This is a genomic window from Aeromonas sp. BIGb0405 (assembly GCF_024807335.1).
Classification (GTDB): Bacteria; Pseudomonadota; Gammaproteobacteria; order Enterobacterales; family Aeromonadaceae; genus Aeromonas; species Aeromonas rivuli.
Genome location: NZ_JANUEP010000002.1, coordinates 759,360 through 775,954 on the forward strand (window position 1 = coordinate 759,360; position 16,595 = coordinate 775,954).

17 protein-coding genes are annotated in these 16,595 nt (G+C 58.9%); 9 read left to right on the forward strand and 8 right to left on the reverse strand.

The genetic code is table 11. The features are described from left to right. Positions 1-36: 36 nt before the first annotated feature. On the forward strand, positions 37-387 hold the full coding sequence (gene arsC / locus M2366_RS08265) for an arsenate reductase (glutaredoxin) (RefSeq protein WP_259269416.1): 351 nt from the start codon (positions 37-39) through the stop codon (positions 385-387). Continuing rightward, positions 384-767, forward strand: a complete 384-nt coding sequence (locus M2366_RS08270; protein WP_042043475.1) for a DUF2069 domain-containing protein — start codon at positions 384-386, stop codon at positions 765-767. The genes arsC and M2366_RS08270 overlap by 4 nt, the downstream gene beginning before the upstream one ends. A gap of 38 nt (positions 768-805) precedes the next feature. Here M2366_RS08270 and M2366_RS08275 read toward each other — a convergent pair whose 3' ends face one another. Both M2366_RS08275 and M2366_RS08280 read right to left on the reverse strand, forming a co-directional pair. Beyond that, on the reverse strand, positions 806-1,420 hold the full coding sequence (locus M2366_RS08275) for an ACP phosphodiesterase (RefSeq protein WP_259269417.1): 615 nt from the start codon (positions 1,418-1,420) through the stop codon (positions 806-808). 84 nt (positions 1,421-1,504) lie between these two features. After that, positions 1,505-2,407, reverse strand: a complete 903-nt coding sequence (locus tag M2366_RS08280; protein ID WP_259269418.1) for a lysine exporter LysO family protein — start codon at positions 2,405-2,407, stop codon at positions 1,505-1,507. 534 nt (positions 2,408-2,941) lie between these two features. Between M2366_RS08280 and M2366_RS08285 the strand changes: the two genes are divergently transcribed. From M2366_RS08285 to M2366_RS08300, 4 genes are all read left to right on the forward strand, one after another. Beyond that, positions 2,942-3,712 carry an ABC transporter ATP-binding protein gene (locus M2366_RS08285; RefSeq protein ID WP_042043480.1) on the forward strand — a complete coding sequence of 257 codons (771 nt, stop codon included), beginning with the start codon at positions 2,942-2,944 and terminating at the stop codon, positions 3,710-3,712. 49 nt (positions 3,713-3,761) lie between these two features. After that, on the forward strand, positions 3,762-4,535 hold the full coding sequence (locus M2366_RS08290; RefSeq protein ID WP_042043482.1) for an ABC transporter substrate-binding protein: 774 nt from the start codon (positions 3,762-3,764) through the stop codon (positions 4,533-4,535). A 175-nt stretch (positions 4,536-4,710) separates the two neighbouring features. Then, positions 4,711-5,451 (forward strand): ABC transporter permease, encoded by a 741-nt coding sequence (locus M2366_RS08295; RefSeq protein WP_042043484.1) that lies wholly within the window; start codon positions 4,711-4,713, stop codon positions 5,449-5,451. Between the two features lie 3 nt (positions 5,452-5,454). Further along, positions 5,455-6,147, forward strand: a complete 693-nt coding sequence (locus M2366_RS08300; protein ID WP_042043485.1) for an ABC transporter permease — start codon at positions 5,455-5,457, stop codon at positions 6,145-6,147. A gap of 74 nt (positions 6,148-6,221) precedes the next feature. Here the strand turns inward: M2366_RS08300 and M2366_RS08305 are convergent, their stop codons facing one another. From M2366_RS08305 to M2366_RS08315, 3 genes are all read right to left on the reverse strand, one after another. Next, positions 6,222-6,863 (reverse strand): energy-coupling factor ABC transporter permease, encoded by a 642-nt coding sequence (locus M2366_RS08305; protein ID WP_259269419.1) that lies wholly within the window; start codon positions 6,861-6,863, stop codon positions 6,222-6,224. Between the two features lie 49 nt (positions 6,864-6,912). Continuing rightward, positions 6,913-7,656 carry a pyruvate formate lyase 1-activating protein gene (gene pflA / locus M2366_RS08310; protein WP_042043488.1) on the reverse strand — a complete coding sequence of 248 codons (744 nt, stop codon included), beginning with the start codon at positions 7,654-7,656 and terminating at the stop codon, positions 6,913-6,915. Between the two features lie 65 nt (positions 7,657-7,721). Next, positions 7,722-10,697, reverse strand: a complete 2,976-nt coding sequence (locus M2366_RS08315) for a GGDEF and EAL domain-containing protein (RefSeq protein WP_259269420.1) — start codon at positions 10,695-10,697, stop codon at positions 7,722-7,724. Positions 10,698-10,831: 134 nt separating this feature from the next. On the opposite strand from M2366_RS08315, the gene M2366_RS08320 reads away from it, so the two are divergent. Continuing rightward, positions 10,832-10,957, forward strand: a complete 126-nt coding sequence (locus M2366_RS08320) for a hypothetical protein (RefSeq protein ID WP_259269460.1) — start codon at positions 10,832-10,834, stop codon at positions 10,955-10,957. A gap of 48 nt (positions 10,958-11,005) precedes the next feature. On the opposite strand, the gene M2366_RS08325 is transcribed toward M2366_RS08320, so the two are convergent. After that, the gene (locus tag M2366_RS08325; RefSeq protein ID WP_259269421.1) at positions 11,006-12,010 is read right to left on the reverse strand and encodes a hypothetical protein; all 1,005 of its coding nucleotides are present in this window, start codon (positions 12,008-12,010) and stop codon (positions 11,006-11,008) included. A gap of 211 nt (positions 12,011-12,221) precedes the next feature. On the opposite strand from M2366_RS08325, the gene thiI reads away from it, so the two are divergent. After that, entirely contained in the window at positions 12,222-13,670 is a 1,449-nt protein-coding gene (gene thiI / locus M2366_RS08330) for a tRNA uracil 4-sulfurtransferase ThiI (RefSeq protein WP_259269422.1), read from the forward strand. A 150-nt stretch (positions 13,671-13,820) separates the two neighbouring features. Here thiI and M2366_RS08335 read toward each other — a convergent pair whose 3' ends face one another. Continuing rightward, on the reverse strand, positions 13,821-14,210 hold the full coding sequence (locus tag M2366_RS08335) for a hypothetical protein (protein ID WP_042043536.1): 390 nt from the start codon (positions 14,208-14,210) through the stop codon (positions 13,821-13,823). A 113-nt stretch (positions 14,211-14,323) separates the two neighbouring features. Beyond that, positions 14,324-14,956, reverse strand: coding sequence for a trimeric intracellular cation channel family protein (locus tag M2366_RS08340; RefSeq protein ID WP_042043537.1), 633 nt, complete (start codon positions 14,954-14,956; stop codon positions 14,324-14,326). A 387-nt stretch (positions 14,957-15,343) separates the two neighbouring features. On the opposite strand from M2366_RS08340, the gene M2366_RS08345 reads away from it, so the two are divergent. Then, a complete protein-coding gene (locus M2366_RS08345; RefSeq protein WP_259235799.1) occupies positions 15,344-16,243 on the forward strand; it encodes a flagellin in 900 nt (299 codons plus the stop codon). Positions 16,244-16,595: the final 352 nt, after the last annotated feature.

Below are 16,595 nucleotides of genomic sequence, written 5' to 3' on the forward strand. Positions count from 1 at the left end.
TTCTTCCCCTCTCATGCGATAAATCAGGGAGTTATCATGAGCGAGACCCAAATTTACCACAATCCGCGCTGCTCGAAGAGCCGTGAGACCCTGGCCCTGCTCGAGCAGCATGGCATCCAGCCCGAGGTGGTACTCTATCTGGAGCAGGCGCCGAGCGAAGCTCAGATCCATCGCTTGCTGACCCAGCTGGGCTTCGAGGATCCCCGCCAGCTGATGCGTACCAAAGAAGACCTCTACAAGGCGCTGGGGTTGGCAGAGCTGAGTGGCGAGGCCCTGATCCAGGCCATGCATCAACATCCCAAGCTCATCGAGCGCCCCATCGTCATCAAGGATGGCCAGGCCCGGATTGGCCGTCCTCCCGAGCAGGTGCTGGAGATCCTCAAGTGACCACTTTTCACGCCCGTCTGCTGACCCTGGTCGGCTTCCTTGGTCTGCTGGCCTGGGTCATTATCTGGCACGTCTGGCTCTCTCCGCATCCTGACATCAATCCCTGGTTGCTGCCGGTGATCTGGACGCTGCCGCTGCTGTTCCCCCTAAAGGGCATACTCCAGGGCAATCCCTACACCCATGCCTGGGGCAACTTCGTGCTGATGCCTTACTTCCTGCACTCCCTGACCCTGATCACCGCGGATGAAGGGGAGCGCTGGCTGGCGGTCGTGGAGCTGGTGCTCACCATCCTCGCCTTCGTCGGTACCATCTATTATGCCCGCCTGCGCGGGCGGGAATTGGGCCTGAGCATTCGCAAGAAGAAAGAGACCCAGCCATAGGTTGTCAGCCATAAAAAAACGCCCCTTGGGGCGTTTTTTTATGGTCGATCCGGGTCAGGAAAATGGGGGCGCGCCTGCCACTCTTGCTGGGTAAAGCGCATCAGGTCGGGGTAGAAGGCAAGAAAGCCTTGCTCACAGCTGCGCCACTGGGCCGGGGTCAGGGTTGCCAGCGCCAGGCCGAGAGGTTGCGGGCGGCGCAACCGCTGGCCTATGCCGTTGAGGGCCCGTGTCAGCCCGTCCAGCTCGGCATAGGAGGCGAGCCAGTTCTGGCGCACCATGGCTGTTAACGGGGAGGGGAGGCCACCTGGCAGGCGATCCTCATCGGCCAGCAGGGCGGCATAGCTCTGCTGCAAGAAGAGCGGCAGTGGCGTCTGGCTAAAGCGGGCCCAGTGCAGGCTGAGCCAATGGTCGTAGAGCATATCGACCAGGATGGCGCCAAAACGCCGCCAGGGCGGCGCAAAGCAGGCGACCGCGGCTCTGTGTTCGGGGTGGGCATCGGTGAAGGCATCTATCTTGCGATGCAGCCAGATGCCTGCATCCAGCGATGGCTCAAGTCCGCTTGGCAAGGGGCCCTTGATAAAGTCGCCGAGCAGGTTGCCGGTGAGGGAGCTGTGGGTATGGGCCGCCAGGTGAAGGTGTGCAAGATAGTTCATGGGGTTCTCGCCGGGTGAGTGAGTGAACCTTAGCCGAGTTCAGGGGGGAGCGTGGTGATGGCCCCCCTTGAACCCGGTTGTGGATCAGATAGCGAGGAAGGCAAGTATCAAAATGGGGCCGAGCAGACTCAAGATGAAGCCGGATACGATGGCGATCGGCACCATGGTGATGCCCCCCGAGCGCTGGATCACCGGTAGAGTGAAGTCCAGGGCGGTGGCACCACCATAACCGACCGCTGCCGAGGGGTGACGGCGCATCAGCATGGGGATGATGAGGATGGCGATGAGCTCGCGGCCAAGGTCGTTCAGAAATGCCGCCGAGCCCAGCACCGGCCCCAGCTTGTCGGCGACCAGGATGCCGGAGAGCGAATACCAGCCAAAACTCGAACTCATGGCCAGGCCGTGAGCCAAGGGCAGGCCGAGCAGCAGGGAGGCCACCAGGCTGCCCACCCAGCTGGTGAGGATGACGGTGGCCGCTATCTTCATGCCCCAGGGGTTGAGCAGGATCTGGCGCAGGTGCATGCCGGAATTGCGCATCTGCACTCCGATGAGAAACAGCAGCAGCATCAGCGCCCACTCGCTCAACTTGTCGATGGGCAGGAAGCGTGGCTCGAACAGCAGGCCAATGAGCGTCCCCGCCAGCACCACGAAACAGAGCTGCACGGACTCCCATAACATCTTCCACTTGCTCGGCATCTGGGAGTCGTTGCCATCGTGGGGTGGAGGATTGCGCCTGTCCAGCCACCAGAGGCCGACCAGATTACACAGAGAGATAGAGGCCAGCATCAGGGTCGCAATGACGAAAATGCGCGGCAGGTTAGCCCCCAGATCCTCCACGAAGGCCAGCCCCAAACCCATCAGGAAGAGGATCAGATAGACCAGCTTGCCGAGGGTGCCGTTGACGAGCTTGAGCAGGGGCTTGGAGGAGAGGGGAACCAGGTAGCCGATCACCAGGGGCAGCAGGATCAGCAAGACATTCAGCAGCATCGGGGCCTCAAAGAAGAGAATGACAAAAACGACACCTTATCATTAGTTATTAAGCGGGTGTCACATATCTGTGAGATAAGTTGACTCATCCGACCCTTGTTTTAACCTCGCGCTTATGGAGCCCCAAGCCTTTTGCGAGAGCGTTATCTGCCCTTACGGGCTTTTTCTGCCAAAAAAACCAAGAAAATCACATGGATCCACTGCCAGTTTGCATCGCCAGCTGGTATGAATAAACAGGCTTTTATGCTGTTATGATGAAAAAGCGATGATGTGCCGGATTAACTGAGGTATTAGGCGCGAAACAGGCCGGCGCCCTGGCGGTATTAAGTCGAGTTTTATGCATACAAAGTGCTGAAAAATACTATCAAGGCCAATAAAAATACAGATAAAACACCAAGAACCTCTACTCTGTATTGTTTTTTGACCATGTGGATGATATTTTCGCTGAAGGTTGCCATCGGTTAACATTTTGTTAATGGAGTGGTGGTGGTATCACGCCCCAGCGGCGTCTAGGGACAGACAAGGTTGTAGTGGATGAGCGACGTTGCCGCACTGGAAGTTCGTGCTTTGCATAAGTACTTTGGCACCCACGAAGTGCTCAAGGGCATCGATATGACGGCCCACAAGGGAGATGTCATCTCCCTGATCGGCTCCTCGGGATCGGGGAAGTCGACCTTTCTACGCTGTGTCAATCTGCTCGAAACCCCTTCCTCCGGTAGCGTATCCCTTCACGGTGAGCTGATCCGGATGAAGACGAGCCGGACCGGCGAACGTACCCCAGAAGACATGCGCCAGGTTGAACGCATTCGCAGTCGCCTCGCCATGGTCTTCCAGAGTTTCAATCTCTGGTCACACATGACCATCATGCAGAACATCATAGAGGTGCCTATCCAGGTGCTGAAGGTGCCCCGTGCCGAGGCGATCGCCAAGGCGGAGCATCTGCTCAACCGGGTCGGGCTCTGGGAGCGTCGCGATTACTATCCCGGCCACCTCTCCGGCGGCCAGCAGCAGCGGGCCGCTATTGCCCGCGCCCTGGCGGTTGATCCCGAAGTGATGCTGTTTGACGAGCCCACCTCGGCGCTGGATCCTGAGCTGGTCGGGGAGGTGCTCAGCCTGATGCGCGAGCTGGCCGAAGAGGGGCGCACCATGATGGTGGTGACCCACGAAATGTCTTTTGCCCGTGACGTGTCGAACAAGGTGATGTTCCTGCACCAGGGGGTGGTGGAGGAGCAGGGCAATCCGAAAGAGATCTTCGCCCATCCCAAGTCAGAGCGTTTCAAACAATTCATATCTTCCATCTATTGATGGACGAGTCTTCCCATTATCCAAATTGTTTTATCAAGGAGAGATGACAATGAAAAAACTGATACTGGCCACGGCCATTCTGAGCACCCTGGCATCCGGCAGCCTGATGGCCAAGGAGTGGAAAGAGGTACGGATCGGTGTAGAAGGCGCCTATCCTCCCTTCTCCTGGACCGAGCCAAGCGGCGAGGTAAAAGGTTTTGACATCGACATCGCCAACGCCCTGTGCGAGGAGATGAAGGTCAAGTGCACCATGGTCAAGCAGGATTGGGATGGCATCATTCCGGCGCTGCTGTCGCGTAAATATGACGCCATCATCGCCACCATGGACATCACCGAAGAGCGCAAGAAGAAGGTGGACTTCACCCAGAAGTACCAGCACATTCCCGCCCGCTTCGCCGCCAAGAAAGGCACCGACGTGCAGCTCGACAAGGCCTTCATGGATGGCAAAACCATTGCCGTGCAGCGCGCCACCTCCATGGACACCTACATCACCGATAACTTCCCCAACGCCACCATCAAGCGTTACGGTACCGCCGACGAAGCCTATCTGGATCTGAAGTCCGGCCGTGTCGACTACGTGATGGCCGACTCTGCCGCCATCAGCGACGGTCTGCTGAAGAAAGATGGCGGTGACGCCTATGAATTTGTCGGCCCGAAACTGACCGATCCCAAGTGGTTTGGTGAGGGTGCCGGTATCGCGGTGCGCAAGGCTGACAAGGATCTGAAAGAGAAATTCAACGCCGCCATCCTGGCCCTGCGTGCCAACGGCAAATACAAAGAGATCAATGACAAGTACTTTGATTTCGATGTGTACGGTGAATAACGAGGCGACAGGCTGATCCCAGTCAATCGTCATCGGGCCCGCGGCTTTTCCCACGAAAACGGCGGGCCCGTTTGGTTGCAATAGAGATGCATGTGTATGTGTTTGATTTGAAAGGATCTGAATCCTCTGTTTGGGTGAGGCATACCCATTCAGTCAGTTTGCGATGGAGTTGCACATGTTTGATTTGAAAGGATACGAAGCCTCCCTGCTGGAAGGTGCCTGGATCACCTTGCAGGTGGCACTGGCCTCCCTGCTGCTGGCGCTCCTGCTCGGCCTGCTCGGTGCACTGGCCAAGCTCTCCCCCTATAAGTGGGCGCGGGGTCTGGCCACTGGCTACACCACCCTCATTCGCGGTATTCCTGATCTGGTGCTGATGATGCTGCTCTTCTTCGGCGGTCAGGTGCTCATCAACGGCATCTGCACCTGGATCAACGAGCAGTACAATGCCTGGTTGTTGTCGAGCAATCCCAACCAGGATTGGGTCTCCCTGGTGCCCGATTACATCGATATCAGCCCCTTTGCCGCCGGGGTGGCCACCATAGGCTTCATCTTCGGCGCTTATATGACAGAAACCTTCCGTGGCGCCATCCTGGCGGTGGACAAGGGCGAACTGGAGGCGGCTCGCGCCTTCGGCATGCGGGCAACCCAGGTGTTTGTGCGCATCCTGTTCCCGCAGATGATGCGCCATGCCTTGCCGGGTTTTGGCAACAACTGGCTGGTCCTGCTCAAGACCACGGCCCTGGTCTCCATCATCGGACTCGATGACATGGTGCGCAAGGCATCCCTGGCGGCGGGCTCGACTCAGCAACCCTTTACCTTCTACATGGCGGTAGCCCTCATCTTCCTGGTGTTCACGGCTGTCTCCACCTCGGCGCTCAAGTGGGCCGAGCGTCATTATGCTATCAAGACGAGGTAAGCCATGGACTTCTCGATAATCCTCAAAGAGTGGCCCACCTATTGGCAGGGCCTCTACACCACTGTGCTGCTGGTGGCCGCCGCCTTGCTGCTTGGCCTCATGCTGGCGGTGCCGGTGGGCATCTTGCGTAACCACAAGAACTGGCTGATCAAGGGGCCTGTCTGGGCCTACATTTACTTCTTCCGTGGCACGCCGCTGCTGGTGCAACTGTTCATCATCTACTACGGCGCCGCCCAGTGGGAGTGGCTGAAAAACAGTGCGGCCTGGACGCTGTTCGCCGAGGCCTGGTTCTGTGCCCTGCTGGCCTTTACCCTCAACACCGGCGCTTATACGGCTGAAATCGTGCGCGGCGCCGTGATGAACATGCCCAAGGGGCAGATAGAGGCAGCCCAGGCCTTTGGCATGAGTCCCTGGCAGACCCTGACCCGGATCATCTTGCCCAACTCGTTTCGTCGGGCATTGCCGGCCTACAGCAACGAGGTGATCTTCATGCTGCAAGGCTCGGCGGTGGCAGGCATCATCACCATCGTCGACTTGACGGGGGCGGCGCGGATCATCAACTCCCGCTACTACAGCCCGTTCGAGGCGTTCATCACCGCCGGCCTGCTCTATATGATGCTGACCTTCATCATCGTCTGGCTGTTCAAGAAGCTGGAGTCGCGCTGGCACGCCCACCTGCGTCCCCGCAGCGTCTGATCCACCGCCGATGCACCAACAAAAAGCCCGCAGCAGCGGGCTTTTTGTTGTCTCTATATTGCGGGGAGCCCGGCTCAGCGGCCCAGGTAGGTGCGGTCGAAGAAGGTGTTGACCCAGTGGGGGCGGTAGATGGCGAGCAGGGTCATGGTCATGCCGTTGAGCAGGGCCTCGGGAAAGAGCAGCAGTGGCCAGATGCTGAGGTAGTCATCGATGATGGTCTGCCAGGGGTAGTCGCCGCTTAGTCCGAGCAGCAGGGCCGTGGCCAGCACCTTGGTTGAAATGGCGAGGGCGCCGCCGAGGAAGGCGGCGATGAACAGATAGATGAACAGATGCCGTGGCAGCCAGGCCCAGCTTGCGAGAAACAGCAACCAGCTGGTTGCCACCGGCAGTGCTATGCCGAGCAGGGCGTTCCAGCCAACGTTGGCCCACTGCTCGACACCTGTGTAGCTGAGCAGTAGCAGAGTCAGGCAGGGGGCCCAGAGCGCCAGGCGCCAGCCGAGCAGCAGGGTCAGGCTGGTGATGCCGAGAAAGTGGATGGTCAGGCCATCATGAAGGCCGGCGCGCAGCAGCCAGAGCGGGATCAGAACGATGGCGCTGCCGAGCAGCAGGTGTTGATAGAGGGAGGTGGTGCGCAGGTTGTGCCAGAGCGCACGGTTCATGCTGGTGCCTAACAGCAGCAACCAGAGCAGCAGGGCCGCGAGCTGGCCTTCACTCATGGGGCATCCTTGCCGTGGGGCCGCGGCAGACCGCGGCCGTCTCAGTTAATCAGTATTTTACCTGACTATGGTACTGGCCGAGGATGGCCTGGATCTGATCCATGGTCTCCCGCTTGGGAGGATGAATACCGGTCAGCTCGTAAGTCTCTCCCAGCACGTCCCATTTATGCTTGCCGAGCTCGTGGTAGGGCAGCAACTCCACCTTTTCGACTGACTCCCCCAGCTCCTTGATGAATTGACCCAAGCCATGGGCGCTCTCTTCGTCATCGGTCCAGCCGGGCACTACCACATAGCGGATCCACATGGTCTTGCCCTTGGCGGCGAGATAACGGGCGAACTCCAGGGTGTACTTGTTGCTGACGTGGGTCAGGGGGATGTGCTTCTCATCGTTGATCTGTTTGATATCGAGCAAGACGAGATCCGTGTTGTCGAGCACCTGATCGAGCATCTCGTCGTAGTGGCGCACGAAACCGTTAGTGTCGAGGCAGGTGTGGATCCCTTGCGCCTTGCAGGCTGCAAACAGTTCGGCAATAAAGGGCTGCTGCAACATGGCCTCGCCACCGGAGGCGGTCACGCCACCGCCAGAGGCATTCATGAAGTGGCGGTAGCTGGTGAGATCCTGCATCAGCTCAGGGACCGTCACTTCACGGCCACCATGGGTGTCCCAGGTATCGCGGTTGTGGCAGTACTTGCAGCGCATCAGGCAGCCCTGCATGAAGACGATGAAGCGTATTCCGGGGCCATCGACGGTGCCGCAGGTTTCTACGGAATGAATGCGACCAATAACAGACATAGGGAACTCCAGCGTTTCGAGCAGGTCGTTATTTTATTACGAAAAGCCCTATAAAGCATACTTGTTTAGCCGCTTGATAACGGCGTCAGCAGACTCTCCAGTGCCTTGACCGGCAGTGGGCGGCTGGTGAGGAAGCCTTGATAGTGCTGGCAGCCGAGGTGTTTGAGTATGTCGAGTTGCTCCTGCTCTTCGACCCCCTCGGCGGTGACGGTGAAGCGAAACACCCTTGCCAAGTCCAGGATGGCCTTGACGATGGCTCTGTCCTGTTCACTGTGCACCAGGGTCTGAATGAAGCTGCGATCCAGCTTGACCTCGTCCGCGGGCAGATCCCGCAGATAGGCGAGGGATGAGTAGCCGGTGCCAAAGTCATCGATGGAGAGCAAGATGCCGAGCTCCTTGAGCTGATGCATACGGGCGATACTCTCCAGCCTGTTCTCCAGTACCACGGATTCGGTGATCTCGAGCAGGAGGCGGGAGGGGGGCACCCCGGTGTCACGGAGTATGTACTCCACCTGTTGCACGAAACCGGCGGTGTGGAACTGGCGAGCGCTGACGTTGACCGACAGGTGGGGGATCGTGAATCCCTGATTGAGCCAGAAGCTGTATTGGGCACAGGCCGTCTTCATCACCCAGTAGCCGATGTCCTGAATGAGGCTGGTCTCCTCGGCGATGGGGATGAACTCCCCGGGAGGCACCATGGTGCCATCGCTCTTCTGCCAGCGCAGCAGGGCTTCTATGCCGGAGAGGGCACCGTTGTCGACCCGGTATTGCGGCTGGTAGTGCAGCAGCAGTTCGTGATTGCGCAAGGCATCGCGCAGCTGGTTGCTGAGGGCGAGTTTGCTGCGCTCCTTCTCGGCCATGGCCTGACTGAAGAACACATAGCTGCCCTGGCCGCCGCGCTTGGCCATGTGGGCGGCGGTATCGGCTTGCTGCATCAGGATCAGGTGATCCTTGTCCTCTCCCGAGAACAGGCTGATGCCGATCGAGGCGCTGCAGTGCAGTTTGTGGGATTCGATATCAAAAGGAGCCCGAAATTGGCCCATCAATTCACGGGCAAAGTGCTCTGCCAATATTTTGGCGGTCACATAGCCCTGGCCCAGGGCGGTGAACAGCAAGGCAAACTCGTCCCCCGAGGTCCGGGCCAGCACCAGATTGTCCTGGGGCAGCTCCTTGAGGCGTGCGACCACGGCCTGTAGCAACATGTCGCCATAGGCATGACCCAGGGAGTCGTTGATCGACTTGAAGTTATCCAGATCGACCAGCAGCAGGGCACCCCACTGGCCATTGGGCTCGCTCAGGGTGCGATTGAGGGCATCGGTCAGGCTGCGGCGGTTATAGAGGCCGCACAGATCGTCGTAGTAGGCGAGCTGTTCGATATTGCGGGCTGCCTCTTTCTCCTTGCTGACGTCATAGAAGCTGCAGACCAGGTGACCTATCTCCCCATGCTCATTTCTGACGCCGCTCACCATCAATCTGACCGGGAACAGGTTGCCGGCCTGATTGAGGCACTGCTCCTCCCCAATCCATAGTTCCTGCTTGCGCACCGTCTGCCACACCTCCTCTTTGAGGCGATCGCCGTAATAGGGGGGGCGCAATCGGTCAATGTGCTGGCCCACCATCTCGCTCTGCGCAAAGCCGGTGATGCGGCAAAAGGAGTGGTTGACCTTGAGGATGGTGCCTTGGCTGTCGGTCACCAGTAGGCCATCGTGGGTGTTGAAGGCGACCTCGGCCAGGCGCAGGGCATCGTCGGCAGCCAGACGTTGCAGCTCGATGGCGGCCCGCTTGGCCTGGGAGGAGAGTACGTCGAGCAGCGGCATGGGATCGGCCAGTGGCTGGTCAAGCAGCAAGATGAGCTGGCCTATGGGGCCCGGGGTCGGCAGGCTCAGGGGAATGCCGATGAATGCCTTGGCATCGTGACTGAGTAACTTGGTGGCGCTGGGGTAGCGCAGCGCCAGATCTTCGATGTAGAGCGCCTGACCGTGGTGAAACAGCTCGGCGCTGGGGCCGGGATCCAGTCCCATGGCGGGCCAGTGTTGCGGTTCACCCTTGAGCCTGACATGGCGTGGTATGACCCAGAGATCCTTGCCCCTCGGTTGGTATTCACCCACCCAGCCCAGGCTGGCGCCACTGATATGACAGGCCCAGCTCACCAGGGTTTCACAATAGTCGATACCCGTCATCAGACTGAGTTCGCCGGGGAGGGAGAGGGCCTGAGCGGCCTCGCTGGCCATCTCCTCAACCTGAGGCTGCCAGTGGCCCAGTTGCTGGGCGCAGTGGCGCACCAGTTGCAGCATCTCCTCGTTGAGCAGCGTGGGGGTCCGGTACTCCAGGCTGAGCACGCCGATGAGCCTGTCCTGATCGAGCAGGGCGGCATCGAGGCGTGAGTGGACATTGTCCTCGCTCAGGTAGTAGTGCTGGCTGAGCATGGGCTGGTGGGCGGTTTCGGAGAAGCTCAATGCCTTGCGGGTGCGCAGGGCGCGAATGTAGCGGCTGTCGCCTCGAATGGCCGCAAGGGGCGTGGCCGCCTTGCCGGCATCGGTGCCATCCCAGCCGAGGGAGAAGACAGGGGTGAGCTGTTCGCCCCCCAAGCTACCGCTGGCTTGGTAATGCCAGAGGGCGAGCCGGTCTGCCCCCAGGGTCTCTTTCAGACTCTCGAGCATGGGGGCGAACTGCTGCTGGCTCGCCATCTGGCTGAGTCTGGGCAGGTGAAGGGCAAGGTCTGCCGTAATTTCCTGGGACTGGGTCTGCAGGCAGATGAGCCAGAAGGCATCCTGCTCGTGGGAGAGGGCAATCTGCCAGAGGATGCCGTCGAAGCGTAGATGGAGCCGACCGCTTTGGCCCTTGGCCAGCATCTGCTCTATCGGGCCGCGCAGGGCTTCCGGCAACTGGGCAGGCCAGGGAGCTCTGGGTTCATCGAGCCAGTGCAGTGGGGTTTTCATCACATCCGTCAGGGCAACCAGTCGTTGGCTACGAGCGTCCAGGCGAAAGAAGAGGGGCGTGGACGAGGTGGGCACTGGTTGACGAAGTGCGATAGACGACATGAGGGGAAACATCCTGTTGAGCGACTGCCGGAGGGCCAAGAATACTGCATATTGCGGGCAAACAAAATTTCGTTGAAGCCTAAATTAGTGTTGTCTAATACTATGGCGAGCTATCGCTGGCTGGCGTCTTGCCGATGAAACGGATCCTGCTTGTTGGTGGTGTGGCCTGCCGCCTGCTCAGCCAGCACGACGTCAAGGTGAAGAAGCTCTCCGGCGGCTTCAAGACCTGGCAGGCGGCGTCCCTGCGCGCTCCCTCATAAGGTGCGAAGGCTGGTTGTGAGCGGGGGGCTTGCTGTTTCCCCCTCTGGTTAACCGTGGCGGATCTGGCCGAGGCGGGTGAAACCGTGCAGGCTCTTGCGCCGCAGGAAGTGGCTCTTCTTGATGGGATGGAAGACGAGGGGGCGAGCCAATGCCGCATTGGTGGCCTGCAGGCGGCTGAGCTGGTGCGCGGCCCCTGGCGCCGTGCTGATCAGCAAGGTCAGCGGCAGCACAAGAGGCGCCATGGCGGCAGCCTGAGGGGGGGAGGATAACCGGGTGTCTAGCTGTTCATCCTCGAGAAGGTCCCTCGCCCTGGCAAATGCCGTCAGCATGGGTGGGGTCGCTCTTCCTTCCTCCAGTCCCTTGATAAGGGTGGCGAGCGCCTCATGAAACCCGGTCAGGGCCAGGGTAAAGTCAGGGTGACGGCGTTTGGCGAGCAGGGTATCGAAGGGGAGTGTCCCTAGATGTGCCGGCAGGCGCAGGCCAATCTCGAGGTGGAAGCACTCCTGACCCCCTTGAGGTTGGTAGCGGGATTCGGCCAGGTGGAGCAGGCGATCCAGGTAGTCATGGTCGGTGATGAGGATGCCATCGTGGGTCAGTGCCCACTCCCGGGCCAGGTACATGGAGAGGAGATTGGCCAGGCGCCGCGCCATGCGAATGCCCCCCTCATCCTGGCTGGCCAGGCCATGGCCGAGGCAGTATTGATGCAGGTGGGTCAGCCCGGCCTGGGCCGGGCAGAAGCAGTCGTGATTGGCGCCTTGCTGCCAGCGGTCGATGAGCGCCTTGTTGCCAAAAACCCGGTGACGGACAAAGCTCGGGGCGAGCAGGGTGCCTAACTGTTCTGTTAACCGGGGGGTGATGGCATCGAAGTCGGCGGCGCTGGGGGAGGGTGCCAGCAGATTGCTCTGCTGGGTCAGCAGGTCGAGCAGGGGCGGCAGTCGGCTCTGCTCGCTCAGGGTGAATACGAAGGCGAGCCGCTCCAGCCAGAGCAGTGCGAACTTGAGCCAGAGCTCATCGCGCACCTCCATGCCGGGGTAATAGATAAAGGTCTTCATCTCGAAGTGATCGCCGCTTGCGTCGCCAGTAACAGAGGAGGGGCAATATACCCAGTTCCCCTGAGCGCGGCAAACGGCTGTGGCCATGTTTGCCAATGGGCTCAGGCCCTTGCGGATAGGCGACCCGCGTCCCCACGCCATGCCGGTAGGCGATGGCGGCAAGCTCTGCTATAATTCGCGCCCTTTTGTTAAGGTCACTCGAGTCAATGACATGAAGTTCATCATCAAGCTGTTCCCAGAAATTACCATCAAGAGCAAGTCAGTGCGTCAGCGCTTCACCAAGATGTTGCAGGGCAATATCCGTAACGTGTTGCGCCGTTTCGACGAGGACGCCCGCGTGCGAATGGATTGGGACAAGCTGGTGGTGAGCTCGCGCAACGATCACTTCCACGCCCGCTATCTGGAGACCCTGGCCTGTATTCCCGGCATCCAGTATTTCCTCGAAGTAAAGGTGAGCACCTTCACCGATTTGCATGACATCTTCGAGCAGACTCGCGCCGTCTGGGGCGACAAGCTGCAGGGCAAGACCTTCTGTGTGCGAGCCCGCCGGGTCGGCAAGCATGACTTCAGCTCCCTGGAGCTGGAGCGTTATGTGGGTGGTGGTCTGAATCAGCACTGTGCAACCGGTGGTGTACGGCTGAAGAAGCCCGATGTCCAGGTCAACCTGGAGGTGGAGAATGACGATCTCTACATCATCAGTGCCGTGCACCACGGCCTCGGCGGTTTCCCCATGGCGACCCAGGAGGATGTACTGAGCCTGCTCTCCGGTGGTTTCGACTCAGGGGTGGCGTCCTATCAGTTCATCAAGCGCGGTTGCCGCGTGCATTACTGCTTCTTCAATCTGGGTGGTGCCGCCCATGAGATCGGGGTCAAGCAGGTGGCCTATTACCTGTGGAGCAAGTTTGGCGCCTCCCACAAGGTGCGCTTCACCGCCATCGACTTTGAACCCGTGGTGGCCGAGATCCTCGAAAAAGTGGACAACGGCCAGATGGGGGTGGTGCTCAAGCGCATGATGATGCGCGCCGCAGGCCAGGTGGCCGATTACTTCCAGATCCCGGCCCTGGTGACTGGCGAGTGCGTGGGTCAGGTATCGAGCCAGACTCTCACCAACTTGAACGTGATCGACCGGGTGACCGACAAGGTGATACTGCGCCCGCTCATCACCTGGGACAAGCCGGACATCATCAGCCAGGCGCGCCACATCGGTACCCTGGAGTTTGCCGAGACCATGCCGGAGTATTGCGGTGTCATCTCCAAGAAGCCGACCATCAAGGCCGTGCTCTCCAACATCGAGGCGGAGGAGGGCAACTTCGACTTCGCTATTCTGGACAAGGTGGTGAGCGAGGCTCGTCATCTGGATATCCGCCGTATTGGTGAAGAGACGTCAGCCCAGGTGCAAGAGGTGGAGACCACCCAGGTACTGGCCGCAGACGAGATCATCCTGGATATCCGCTCCAATGATGAGCGCGATGAGAAACCGCTGGTGGTCGAGGGGCGTGAGGTGCTGCATATCCCCTTCTTCAAGCTGGCGACCGCCTTTGGTGACCTGCCGAAAGAGCAGACCTATCTGCTCTATTGCGATCGCGGCGTGATGAGCAAACTGCAGGCGCTCTATCTGAAAGAGCAGGGCTTTGACAACGTCAAGGTCTATCGCCCCTGAGCACCAGGCTCGGGCATGGTGCGGCACCTCGCGGTGCCGCCAATAAAAAATCCGGCTTATGGCCGGATTTTTTATTGCACTCGAGCTGTCTGAATCGTGATCGGAGCCGAGCTGTATGGCGATGAGGGTCTCCTGCTCGTCGTCAGCGGCCTAGGGGCAGGGGACGGGAGTAAAGGTAGATTGACCCTGGCAACGCCAGCCCATCTGGGCTTGGCGCATCTGCCAGAGGTTGTCACTGCGAAACAGGGTCAGGATGTAGAGCATGTCATTCTTGCTGCCATCGAGGGCAACCGAGAGCACCAGATCATTATCCAGTTGTTGCGCCTGGATCCGGCTCGGTACGTCAGCATGGCCCACGAAACGCAAGGCGATGGCCCTGTAGTCATTCACCCAGGTCTGCTGTTTATTGCTCGCCAGGCGGATCTGCTGATTGAATTCCTGCACCGGCGTGGAGGCCAGTCGACCAAACAGAAGCTGGGCATTGGCACCCATGGTGGTCACTATGAGCAGCAGCGAGGTAATGATCCCGAATTTTTGCATGAAGGTTCCTGCCTGATAATGACTGCTCTCTATGACAACAGAAAAGCCCGCTTGGTTCAATCAGGCGGGCTTTCGTCATTCAGGCATGGCCATGCAGGCGTCAGCGCCGACCGCTAGCCCCGTTGCAGACTGAAGGTTGGCAGGGAGAGATGCCAGTAGATAGCGGCCACGCGCAGGCCAAACACCACCGCCATGCTGATAAACATGGCCAGCACCCTATCCAGACTGCACTCGAGTGCCACCGTATAGACGATGCCGCCGAGGATACAGGCGGTGGCGTAGATCTCCTTTTGCAGCACCATGGGGATCTCCCGGGCCAATACATCGCGGATCATGCCGCCGGCAACCCCTGTCATGGTGCCCATCAGTACGGCAATCAGGCCGGATGCGCCAAAATGGAGCGCCTTTTGGGCGCCGATCACCGTAAAGAGCGCCAGGCCAAAGGCATCCGCCACCGGTAGAACATACCAGGGCAGGCGCTTGGGCAAGCGAACCAGCCACATGCCCAGCAGGGCCGTCAGCAATATGACCCAGATATAGAGGGTATCGCGCACCCAGAATACCGGGGTGGCGCCGAGGATCATGTCACGAATAGTGCCACCGCCGATGGCGGTCACTGCCGCCAGTACCAACACGCCAAAGGCGTCCATCCTCAATCGGCCCGCAACCAGCACGCCGGAAAATGCGAACACGGCGGTACCGAACATGTCGCTGACATAGACAATCTGATCAACCAGGCTCTGCATGGAGAAACATCGACTCGAACAAAAGAGGGGCGCAGATTCTAGAGGCTGAATGGGCAAGCGCCAAGTCTGACCATGTGAAATTGAGAGATCCACCGCGCTTTGAGCGTCCCCAGCGCCCTGATAGCAGGCTTGCGATGGGGGAGGCGACTGACCCGGCTCATGCCCGCAGTGACGGCGATGTGCGTTCAGCCGTTATTTTTTTCGTTTATTTACTTAAGTCTGACGATAACGGACCGATAAATAGGTTAAGCGGCGAGAATGGAACGAACAGCGAAAAAATCGCTAAAGTCCTCTCAAAAAGCGCCGTTAACCAGAACATATCAGGCACAGAAAAAAATAAAGCCTGAGTGAATTAAAGATAAAATTTAATAGCTTAGGAGAATAGTTATGAGTATGTACATCAATACCAACGTTTCATCGCTCAATGCCCAGCGCAACATGATGAACAGCACCAAATCTTTGGACACCTCCTACACGCGTCTGGCCTCCGGCCTGCGCATCAACAGCGCAAAAGATGATGCAGCTGGTCTGCAGATCTCCAACCGCCTGACCTCCCAGATCAACGGTCTGGATCAGGGTAACCGCAACGCCAACGATGGTATCTCCCTTGCTCAAACCGCTGAAGGGGCCATGGACGAAGTGACCGGCATGTTGCAGCGGATGCGCACCCTGGCCCAGCAATCGGCCAATGGATCCAACTCCGCCAAGGACCGTGAGGCCTTGCAAAAAGAGGTGGATCAGCTAGGGGCAGAGGTCAATCGTATCTCTGGCGCGACTACATTTGCGGGCACCAAGCTGCTTGACGGTTCCTTCGGTGGCACCTTCCAGGTGGGCGCAGATGCCAATCAAACCATCAGCTTCAGTCTGTCTCAGGCCGATGGCTTCAGCATCTCCGGGATTGCGGCAGCAGCGGCAACTACGATTGCAGGGACTGCCGCCGCTGTGGGTATATCAACGATTTTCCTTGGAGGAAGTGCTGGTGGCATCAGCATCAGCAGCCAGAGCAATGCTCAGAATGTCTTGGCCGCAGTTGATTCCATGTTGACCGTGGTCGATGGCAAGCGTGCCGAGTTGGGTGCGGTGCAAAACCGGTTGGACTCGACTATTCGCAACCAGTCTAATATTTCCGAAAACGTCAGTGCTGCACGCTCCCGGATCCGTGATGCGGACTTCGCGACCGAGACCGCCAATATGACCAAGCAAAACATACTGCAACAGGCGGCGTCCAGCATCCTGGCACAGGCCAACCAGCGCCCTCAGTCTGCACTCTCCCTGCTGCAGAACTAAATTTTAAGCAAAAGAAAAGGGCGGTTGTTCAGGCCGCCCTGGTAAAGAAGATGGAACAATGGGGTGTTCGGATATACGCCTTGTTCTATCAACAGAGAAAGTCTCTTATTGGTACTACCCCTCTAGTGTCGCGCAGATTGTTCGGTCTGTCACATCAGAGGTTGTTCTCCTGAGCGTAAGCTCTTCTTTGGCCGACACTGTCGGCCTTTTTTATGGGCGCCGGAAAACCGGCGACTGTAAATTGAAAGCATGAACCATGCCAATATAAAGCTGGTAGAGCGTGTGGCATGCCTCTCCATTGACGCTGCGTCATGACCAGCTCTGGGCCATTTCTGTGTTGTTCCTCTATTCC